This is a genomic window from Kitasatospora sp. NPDC004240, from assembly GCF_053603215.1.
Window position 1 is genome coordinate 40999 of record NZ_JBSGFD010000047.1, and the last position, 8802, is coordinate 49800.

Sequence of the window (8802 nt, forward strand, 5' to 3'; positions counted from 1 at the left end):
GGGGTTACAGCTCCTTGATCACAAGTCGGACGGCGTCCAGGAAGGCGTCGTTCTCGGCGGGGGTGCCGGCGGTGACGCGCAGCCACCCGGGCACACCGTTGTCCCGGACCAGGACGCCGTGGTCGAGGATCGACCGCCAGACGGCGTGGGTGTCGTCGAAGCGGCCGAACTGGACGAAGTTGGCGTCCGAGTCGGTCACCTCCAGGCCCAGCGCCCGCAGCGAGGCGACCAGCCGGTCGCGCTCCACCTTGAGCCGGCCGACGTAGCCGAGCAGGGTGTCGGTGTGCTCCAGGCAGGCCAGCGCGGTCGCCTGGGTGACGGCCGACAGGTGGTACGGCAGCCGGACCAGCTGCACCGCGTCGACCACGGCCGGGTCGGCCGCGAGGTAGCCCAGGCGCAGCCCGGCCGCGCCGAAGGCCTTGGACATGGTGCGGGTGACCACCAGGTTGGGGCGGCCCTCGATCAGCGGCAGCAGCGACTCGCGGTGCGAGAACTCGACGTACGCCTCGTCCACGACCACCAGGCAGGGCCGGGCCGCCTGCGCGGCCTCGTACAGCGCGAGCACGGTGTCGGCGGCGACGGCGGTGCCGGTCGGGTTGTTCGGCGAGCAGACGAAGACCACGTTCGGCCGGTGCTCGGCGATCGCCGCGACGGCCGCGTCGAGGTCGACGGTGAAGTCCTCGTTGCGGGGGCCGGAGATCCAGCCGGTGCCGGTGCCCCGGGAGATCAGCGCGTGCATCGAGTACGAGGGCTCGAAGCCGATCGCGGTGCGGCCGGGCCCGCCGAAGGTCTGCAGCAGCTGCTGGAGCACCTCGTTGGAGCCGTTGGCGGCCCAGACGTTGGCGCGGGTGAGCGGGTGGCCGGTGGTCCGGGTGAGGTAGCCGGCGAGGCCCTCGCGCAGCTCGACCGCGTCGCGGTCCGGGTACCGGTTGAGGCCGCGGGCGGCCTCGGCGACCCGCTCGGCGATCCGGGCGACCAGTTCCTCGGGCAGCGGGTAGGGGTTCTCGTTGGTGTTCAGCTGGACGGGGACGTCCAGCTGCGGGGCCCCGTACGGGGACTGGCCGCGCAGCTCGGCACGGATGGGGAGGTCGTCGATCCTGGTCACGCGCCGGGTACCGTCCAGTCGAATCGGGCCTTGATGGCGTCGCCGTGGCCGGGCAGGTCCTCGGCGTCCGCGAGGTTGACCACGTGCGCGGCGATGCCCGCCAGCGCCTCCCGGTCGTACTCGACGACCTGCACGCCGCGCAGGAAGGTCTGCACGGACAGGCCGGAGGAGTGGCAGGCGCAGCCGCCGGTGGGCAGCACGTGGTTGGAGCCCGCCGCGTAGTCGCCCAGCGAGACCGGGGTGTACCGGCCGATGAAGATCGCGCCGGCGTTGCGCACCCGGGCGGCGACCGCGTGGGCGTCCCGGGTCTGGATCTCCAGGTGCTCGGCGGCGTAGGCGTTGACCACGTCGAGGCCCTGGTCGAGATCGTCGACCAGGATGATCCCGGACTGCCGGCCGCCCAGCGCCTCGGCGACCCGCTCGCTGTGGCGGGTCCGGGCGACCTGGGTCTTCAGCTCGGCCTCGACCGCGTCGGCGAGCGCCGCCGAGTCGGTGACCAGCACCGAGCCGGAGGTCGGGCCGTGCTCGGCCTGGCTGATCAGGTCGGCGGCGACGTCGACCGGGTCGGCGCTGTCGTCGGCGAGGACGGCGATCTCGGTCGGGCCGGCCTCGGAGTCGATGCCGATCCGGCCGGCGAACAGCCGCTTGGCGGCGGCGACGTAGATGTTGCCGGGGCCGGTGACCATGGTCACCGGCTCGCACTCCTCGGTGCCGAGGGCGAACATGGCGACCGCCTGGGCGCCGCCGACCGCGTACACCTCGGTGACGCCGAGCAGCGCGCAGGCCGCCAGGATGGTCGGGTGGACCCGGCCGCCGAAGGCCTTCTGCGGCGGGGAGGTGACCGCGATGCCGGTGACGCCGGCCTCCTGGGCGGGCACCACGTTCATCACCACGGAGGACGGGTAGACGGCCAGGCCGCCCGGCACGTACAGGCCGACGCGGTCCACCGGCACCCAGCGCTGGGTGACCGTGCCGCCGGGCACCACCTGGGTGGTGTGCCCCTCGCGGCGCTGGTCGGCGTGGACGATCCGGGCGCGGCGGATCGACTCCTCCAGCGCGGCGCGCACCTTGGGGTCCAGCCCCTCCAGCGCCTCGGCGATCTGCCCGGCGGGCACCCGGGTGGACTCCAGCCGCACCCCGTCGAAGCGCTCCGTGATCTCGATCAGCGCCTCGACCCCGCGATGGCGTACGTCCTCGGCGATCGGCCGCACCTTCTCCAGGGCGGCTTCCACGTCGAACTCGGCACGGGGCAGCACGGAGCGCGGGTCCTGGTCGGAGCCGCGCAGGTCGATTCGAGAGATCACGCGGTCCAGTGTAAGGAGTGGCCGGAACCGGCGGTCCCGCATTTCAGTCCGTGATACGAAAGGCGAGACGACCATGGTGAGCACGGGGGAGGGCTCGGTGGAGCAGGCGCCGGACGGCTGGACGCGGGCCGAGCAGGGGCTCTGGGAGGCGTTCCGCCACGGCAGGGTGTACGACCTGCGGGCGGGCGGCGCCGGCGGCCAGGAGAGCAACGACAGCGGCGCCAGCCGGCTGTACGGCGGCGAGGACGACCCGTTCGGCCCAGCGGTGTGGGGTCCGGAGCGCACCGTCCGCGCCGAGGTGATCTCCCGGCTGCTGCTGAACGGGCCGGCGGCCGTCCCGGACCGGGTGGCCTCGCTGCGGCTGACCGGGGCCCTGATCACCGGCCCGGTCCAGCTGGCCGGCGGCCGGATCGAGGTCTACGTCGAGCTGCACGGCTGCCGCTTCGAGGAGAAGCTGCTGATGTCCGAGGCGCAGGCCGGCACGCTGCGCCTGGTGACCTGTCTGATCCCGCGGATCGAGGCGTCCCGGCTGGTCACCGAGGGCGATCTGCACCTGGCCCGCTGCCGGGTCGCCCAGGGCGTGCGGCTCACCGACGCCCGGATCGGCACCGACCTGCTGCTCAACCAGGCGGTCCTCGGCGGCGACCGGTTCGGCCGTTCGCTGTCCGCCGACGGGCTGAGCGTCAACCAGGACTTCGAGGCGGACCGGCTGGACTCCACCGGCGAGGTCAGCCTGCGCTCGGCCCGGATCGGCGGCCGGCTCTCGCTGCGCGGCGCCCAGCTGCGCGGCGTCGCGGACAACCGGATCTGCCTGAACGCGGCCCGGGTCACCGTCGGCCACACGCTGTACCTGAGCGGCTCGGCCGACGGCGGCTGGTTCGGCTCGGGCAATTACTACGGCTCCAACTACGGCCAGACCGCCCCGCCCGGCACGCCCAGCACCCCGTTCCGCGCGTACGGGCAGGTCCGGCTCTCCGACGGCCGCTTCGACAACGCCTGCCTGATCACCGGCGCCGAGTTCCACCTGGAGGCCGGCGAGGAGCTCTCGCTGCGCCGCATCCAGACCCCCGAGCTGCGCTTCACCTGCCCGGCCCCGCCCACCGGCACCGTCTCGCTCTCCCGCGCCCGGGTCGGCAACCTGGTCGACGCCCCCGACAGCTGGCCGCGCGGCAAGCACGTGCGGCTCACCGGCTTCACCTACGAGAACCTCCGCCCGGCCGCCCCGTTCTCGATACGCCAGCGGATCGCCTGGCTGGAGGGCTCCGCGGTCGACTTCCAGCCCGAGTCGTACGAGCAGCTGGCCGCCGCCCTGCGCCGCGACGGCGCCGACGACGACGCCCGCGAGGTGCTGTACGCCAAGCAGCGCCGCCGCCACCAGGCCCTGCCGGCGCCCGCCCGGATCTGGGGCCGGCTCCAGGACGTCACCGTCGGCTACGGCTTCCGCCCCGGCCGCGCCGCCCTCTGGCTGCTGCTCGCCTGGGCGCTCGGCAGCCTCTACTTCGCGCAGCACCCGCCGGAGCCGCTCAAGGCCGACGAGAAGCCGCACTGGAACCCGGTGATCTACGCGCTCGGGCAGCTGCTGCCGGTGGTCGACCTCGGCCAGAAGGGGTGGAACCCCGGCGGCACCGCCCAGTGGGTCGCCACCTCGCTGGTCCTGGTCGGCTGGATCCTCGCCACCACCGTCGCGGCGGGCGCCACCCGGCTGCTGCAACGCGGGTGATCCCGGACACCCCGGCCCGACGGGAACAACCCCGGCGCGGACGGACCCCTCGGGCAACTACGCTGTGCGCCGTGACAGAACGGCTGCCGCTCTTCCCGCTGAACACGGTGCTCTACCCGGGCCTGGTGCTGCCCCTGAACGTCTTCGAGGAGCGCTACCGCCGTCTGGTCGCCGACCTGCTCGCCCTCCCCGAGGACCGGCCCCGCCGCTTCGGCGTGCTCGCCATCAAGGACGGCCGCGAGGTCGCGCCGGTCCGGGAGGCCGACGGCCCCGCCGGGCCGCTGGACGGGCTGGGCACCGCCGACGGCGACCCGCTGGACGCGCTGTTCCACGTCGGGTGCGTCGCCGACCTCACCTCCGTCCAGCCGCAGCCGGACGGCCGCTACGAGCTGCTGGTCACCGGCACCACCCGGTTCCGGCTGCGCTCGGTGGACACCGGCGGGCCGTACCTCACCGGCGACATCGAGCCGATCGAGGAGCGCTCCGGCGAGGGCGCGGGCGCGCTGGCCGCCGGCGTGGAGCGGGCCTTCCGCGCGTACCAGCAGAGGCTCGCCGGGGCCCGCGAGGCCAGCACCGTGGGCCGCCAGGAGCTGCCGGACGACCCGCAGGTGCTCTCCTACCTGGTCGCCGCCGCCTCGGTCCTCGAAACCCCGGTCAAGCAGCAGCTGCTCGCCTGCCCGGACACCGCCCAGCGGCTCACCACCGAGCTCGAACTGCTGCGCCGCGAGACCGCCGTGCTGTCCTGGCTGCCGTCGCTGCCCGCGGTGGAGCTGACCCGCCAGTCCTTCAGCCCGAACTGACCCGACCACCAGCCGCCGGAGCCGCCCACATGGCCAGGAAGACCAAGAAGGGCGGCCAGGGCACGCCCGCCACCGTCGCCCTGGAGACCGCCGCCGTCCCCTTCACCGTGCACGCCTACGACCACGACCCGGCCGCCGCCTCCTACGGCGGCGAGGCCGCCGAGGCGCTGGGCGTCACCCCCGAGCGGGTCTTCAAGACGCTGGTCGCGGACGTCGACGGCGTGCTGACCGTCGGCGTCGTCCCGGTCGCCGGGCAGCTGGACCTCAAGGCGCTGGCCGCCGCCGTCGGCGGCAAGCGCGCCGCGATGGCCGACCCGGCCGCCGCCGAACGCAGCAGCGGCTACGTGCGCGGCGGCATCTCCCCGCTCGGCCAGCGCCGCCCGCTGCGCACCGTGGTGGACGACAGCGCCCTGGGCCACCCGACCGTCTACGTCTCGGCCGGCCGCCGCGGCCTGGAGGTCGAGCTCGCCCCGGCCGACCTGGTCACCCTCACCGGCGCGGTCACCGCCCCGATCGGCCGCTGAGGCGGGTCGCCGGGGCAGGTCGCGCTCGGGCAGGTCGCTAGGGCCTTTCGTGGCCCTGCGGGGGCGCGTCCTGCGGGGCGGGGCCGGACTGCTGGGCCTGGCCGCTCTGCGGCGCCTGCGCCTGCCACGGCTCGGCGTGCTCGCGCGCCGGGTCCGGGCCGGCCCAGTACGGCGGCAGGTCCTCCTCGCGCTTGCCGAAGGCCGCCGAGAGGGCCAGCAGCAGCACCATCGCGGCCATCGGCCAGACCAGCAGGGCCGCCTGCGCGCCCAGCCGCAGGTCCGCGTCGAAGTGCCCGCCGTCGCCGGCCCGGGAGGCCTGGGCCAGCAGATTCGCGTCCGGGCCGAGCCGTACGCCCAGCCAGCAGGCGCCCAGCGAGCCGAGCAGCCCGCCGACCGCCAGCCCGACGGCGACCGCGATGCCGCCGCCGCGCGAGCGGGTCAGCAGGAAGGCGCCGAGCGCGGTCAGCAGGCCCATGCCGAGGCCCAGCAGCGCGAAGACGGAGTCCGCGCCGGCCCGCTGCTCACCCTCCGGGTCGCCGTACAGCACCCGCCTGCCGTCCACCACCAGCGGCACCTTGGGCGCCAGCCAGGCCCAGAGCGCGGCCATCACCAGGCCGAGCACCAGGCAGACCAGCACCGTCGCCGCCCCGATCCGCAGCTCCTGCGCCGTCTGCCGGCGCGGCTTGGCCGACGGCACCGGGAGCCGGTCGACCGGGTGGGGAACGGCGGCCCGCAGCTCGTCCCCGGCCACCGGGCCGGGCGAGGAGTGGGGATCCGGAGGTGTGTTCGGTACGGTCACCCGGCCATCGTTTCACGTCCGGGGGTGTCAGCGGGTGGTCGCCCGCCGGTAGGCCCAGGTGGCCACGGCGAGGGAGACCACGCCGACGCCCGCGCAGACCGCCAGGTCCCCCGCGACCAGCGCCCAGTCGGGGTCGGCGGTGAAGGTCCGGGCGAAGGCCTCCACGCCGTACGTGGAGGGCAGCAGGTCGCGCAGCCGCAGCACCGGCCAGGGCAGGTGCTCCACCGGCAGCACGCCCAGGAGCAGCGCCGCCGACATGCCGAGCTGGCCCAGCATGGTGGCGATCTCCTGCCGGGGCGCGAGCAGCCCGCAGGCCGCGCCGAGCCCGGACAGCGCCGCCCCGGCCAGCGGCACCACGGCCAGCAGCACCCACAGGTGCCCCAGCGGCAGGCCGAACATCACCGCCCCGGCGACCGCGGTCACCAGCGCGCCCGGCAGGGTGAACGAGGCGTACGCGGCGGCCGCCCCGAGCACCACCGAGGCCGCCGGCACCGGCAGCGTCGCGTAGTGGTCGAGCCCGCCGGTGGCCCGCAGCCGGCCGAAGTACTGGGCGAGCAGGTTCAGCGCGACGAAGGCCACCACCAGCACGCTGGAGCCGGCGACCACCGAGTGGGCGGCTGCGGTCTCCCCCGGCTCCACCACGCCCCGCATCATCACCAGGATGCCCAGCGACTGGAAGGTCGCCACGAACAGCAGCGGGATCCGGGCCACCCGGGCCCGGGCCAGCTGGGCCCGGTAGACGGCGGCCAGGGCGGGCAGCAGCCGCGCGGCGGGTGCCAGCGGTGTGGGGCCGGCCACCGTCGCGGCCGCCCGGGGTCGTACAGACAGCAGCGTCACTTCGCCAGTCCTCCGTGGCGGCCGCCCAGCTTGAGGTAGGCGTCCTCAAGACTCGGGGTGGCCAGGGTGAAGTCGTCCAGGGCGGCGAAGGCCGGGCCGCTGGTGACGGCGGCGACCAGCTCGCGGGCCTCCTCGGGGCTGGTGCGCACGGTCCAGCGGCGGCCGGTGCGCTCGGCGCGTTCGGCCAGCTCGGCGACGGCGGGCACCTCGACCGGGGCCTCGGTGCGCCACACCAGGTCGAGCCGGACGTCCCCGTCGACGAGGGCCTTGAGCCCGCCGGGCGTGTCGCAGGCGATCACCCGGCCCTCGTCCACCACGGCGACCCGGTCCAGCACCGTCTCCGCCTCGATCACGTTGTGGGTGACCAGCAGCACCGTGGTGCCCCGCTCGCGGCGGCGCCGGTCGACGGCGGACCACACGGCCCGCCGGGCCACCGGGTCCATGCCGGTGGTGGGCTCGTCGAGGACGAGCAGCGGCCGCTCCCCCACCAGCGCGGCGGCGAAGCAGGCGAGCCGGCGCTGGCCGCCGGAGAGCTTGGCCAGCGGGCGGCGGGCGAGCGGTTCCAGACCGAGCTCGGTCAGCACCTCGGCGGTCTCGGCCCGGGCCTGCGCACGGCCGAGGCCGCGCAGCCGTCCGGTGGTCTCGGCGGCGAGGGCGACGGTCAGCTCGTCCAGGGCGGTGGACTCCTGGCCGAGGTAACCGAGCAGCCGGGCGGCCCGCTCGGGGTGGCGGACCACGTCGTGGCCGAGCAGGTCGATGGAGCCGGAGTCGGGCCGCGACAGTCCGGTCAGCTGGCGGACCAGGGTGGACTTGCCGGCGCCGTTGGGGCCGAGCAGCCCGAAGATCTCACCCTGCCGGACGGTCAGGCTGACGCCGTCGTTGGCCCTGATCTCGGTGGCGGCGGCGCCGCGCCCGGAGCGGTACGTCTTGACCAGGTCGCGTACGGCACAGCACGGCGAGGTCTCCTGGGGTGCCCGCCCGGCGGTCTCGCTCACGTCCGAAGACTCTACGCGGTGGAACGGCGGAACCGGACAAGGGGGCCCGTTCCCCGACAGGCGCCACCGGCCCGCAAGGGCGACCGGGCGACCAGGGGACCAGGGCGACCAGGGCGACCAGGGCGGCTAGTCGTCGACCACCAGGTCGCCGCCGGGCACCCTCGCGGCCAGCTCCTTCCAGAAGCCCGCCCGGATCGCGTACCGGTCGTGCTCGTCGATCTGATCGTCCTTGTGCGCGAGCAGGCCGAACCGGGCGGCGTAGCGCAGCAGCTCGCCGTCGACCCGGTGCGGGATGCGCGGGTAGTCGGGCCAGAGCACGATGAGCCGCTCGGCGTCGCCCAGCCGCTCGGTCCAGCGGCGGGCGAACACCTGGCCGACCTCGTGGGCGTCCCCGCCGACGCTGGTGATGTCCTCCTCGCGGTCCGCCCAGCGCTGCTCGGCGGTGGTGAGCTGGGCGAGGGTGGGCAGGCCGTCGCCGGCGCCGCCGCCGTCCGGGGCCGGGCGGTCCACCCAGCCGCGGTCGGAGGACCAGCGCAGCACCGGGCCGCCGTTGGCCGCCGTGACCGGGTGGACGGCGGCGGTGCGCCCGGCCAGGTCCTTGGGGGTGGGGACGACCTTGAGCGCGGCGGCCGGCTGGGGCCGGACGGCGGGTCCGGGGACGGTGGCGGTGGCGACGGCGGGGGGCGGGGGGCCCCCGGGCGCGACGCCCGAGGGCGGG

The 8802-nt window shown here is 75.6% G+C and carries 8 protein-coding genes and 1 pseudogene; 3 read left to right on the top strand and 6 right to left on the bottom strand.

Going from position 1 to position 8802, the window contains the following annotated elements; translation table 11 throughout:
* Positions 1 to 4: 4 nt before the first annotated feature.
* Together ACWEQL_RS15415 and hisD are read right to left on the bottom strand one after the other, a co-directional pair.
* Positions 5 to 1105 (bottom strand): histidinol-phosphate transaminase, encoded by a 1101-nt coding sequence (locus tag ACWEQL_RS15415; protein WP_452150740.1) that lies wholly within the window; start codon positions 1103 to 1105, stop codon positions 5 to 7.
* Positions 1102 to 2409 carry a histidinol dehydrogenase gene (gene hisD / locus ACWEQL_RS15420; RefSeq protein WP_452150741.1) on the bottom strand — a complete coding sequence of 436 codons (1308 nt, stop codon included), beginning with the start codon at positions 2407 to 2409 and terminating at the stop codon, positions 1102 to 1104. The genes ACWEQL_RS15415 and hisD overlap by 4 nt, the downstream gene beginning before the upstream one ends.
* A gap of 73 nt (positions 2410 to 2482) precedes the next feature.
* Here hisD and ACWEQL_RS15425 point away from each other — a divergent pair, with 73 nt between their 5' ends.
* The 3 genes from ACWEQL_RS15425 to ybaK all read left to right on the top strand — a co-directional run bounded on the left by ACWEQL_RS15425 (position 2483) and on the right by ybaK (position 5453).
* Positions 2483 to 4129 carry an oxidoreductase gene (locus ACWEQL_RS15425; protein WP_452150742.1) on the top strand — a complete coding sequence of 549 codons (1647 nt, stop codon included), beginning with the start codon at positions 2483 to 2485 and terminating at the stop codon, positions 4127 to 4129.
* A 71-nt stretch (positions 4130 to 4200) separates the two neighbouring features.
* Positions 4201 to 4929 (top strand): LON peptidase substrate-binding domain-containing protein, encoded by a 729-nt coding sequence (locus ACWEQL_RS15430; protein ID WP_452150743.1) that lies wholly within the window; start codon positions 4201 to 4203, stop codon positions 4927 to 4929.
* 29 nt (positions 4930 to 4958) lie between these two features.
* The gene (ybaK, locus tag ACWEQL_RS15435; protein ID WP_452150744.1) at positions 4959 to 5453 is read left to right on the top strand and encodes a Cys-tRNA(Pro) deacylase; all 495 of its coding nucleotides are present in this window, start codon (positions 4959 to 4961) and stop codon (positions 5451 to 5453) included.
* Positions 5454 to 5490: 37 nt separating this feature from the next.
* Here ybaK and ACWEQL_RS15440 read toward each other — a convergent pair whose 3' ends face one another.
* The 4 genes and pseudogenes from ACWEQL_RS15440 to ACWEQL_RS15455 all read right to left on the bottom strand — a co-directional run.
* Positions 5491 to 6252 carry a hypothetical protein gene (locus ACWEQL_RS15440; RefSeq protein WP_452150745.1) on the bottom strand — a complete coding sequence of 254 codons (762 nt, stop codon included), beginning with the start codon at positions 6250 to 6252 and terminating at the stop codon, positions 5491 to 5493.
* Between the two features lie 27 nt (positions 6253 to 6279).
* Positions 6280 to 7089 (bottom strand): ABC transporter permease, encoded by an 810-nt coding sequence (locus ACWEQL_RS15445; RefSeq protein ID WP_452150746.1) that lies wholly within the window; start codon positions 7087 to 7089, stop codon positions 6280 to 6282.
* Entirely contained in the window at positions 7086 to 8084 is a 999-nt protein-coding gene (locus ACWEQL_RS15450; protein ID WP_452150747.1) for an ABC transporter ATP-binding protein, read from the bottom strand. Before ACWEQL_RS15450 ends, ACWEQL_RS15445 begins: the two co-directional genes overlap by 4 nt.
* A 126-nt stretch (positions 8085 to 8210) precedes the next feature.
* Positions 8211 to 8802: pseudogene (locus tag ACWEQL_RS15455) on the bottom strand (NYN domain-containing protein); the annotation flags it as partial.

Coding starts and splice junctions, on each gene's coding strand:
- ACWEQL_RS15425 (WP_452150742.1), top strand. CDS start 2,483: ATGGTGAGCACGGGGGAGGGCTCGGTGGAGCAGGCGCCGGACGGCTGG.
- ybaK (WP_452150744.1), top strand. CDS start 4,959: ATGGCCAGGAAGACCAAGAAGGGCGGCCAGGGCACGCCCGCCACCGTC.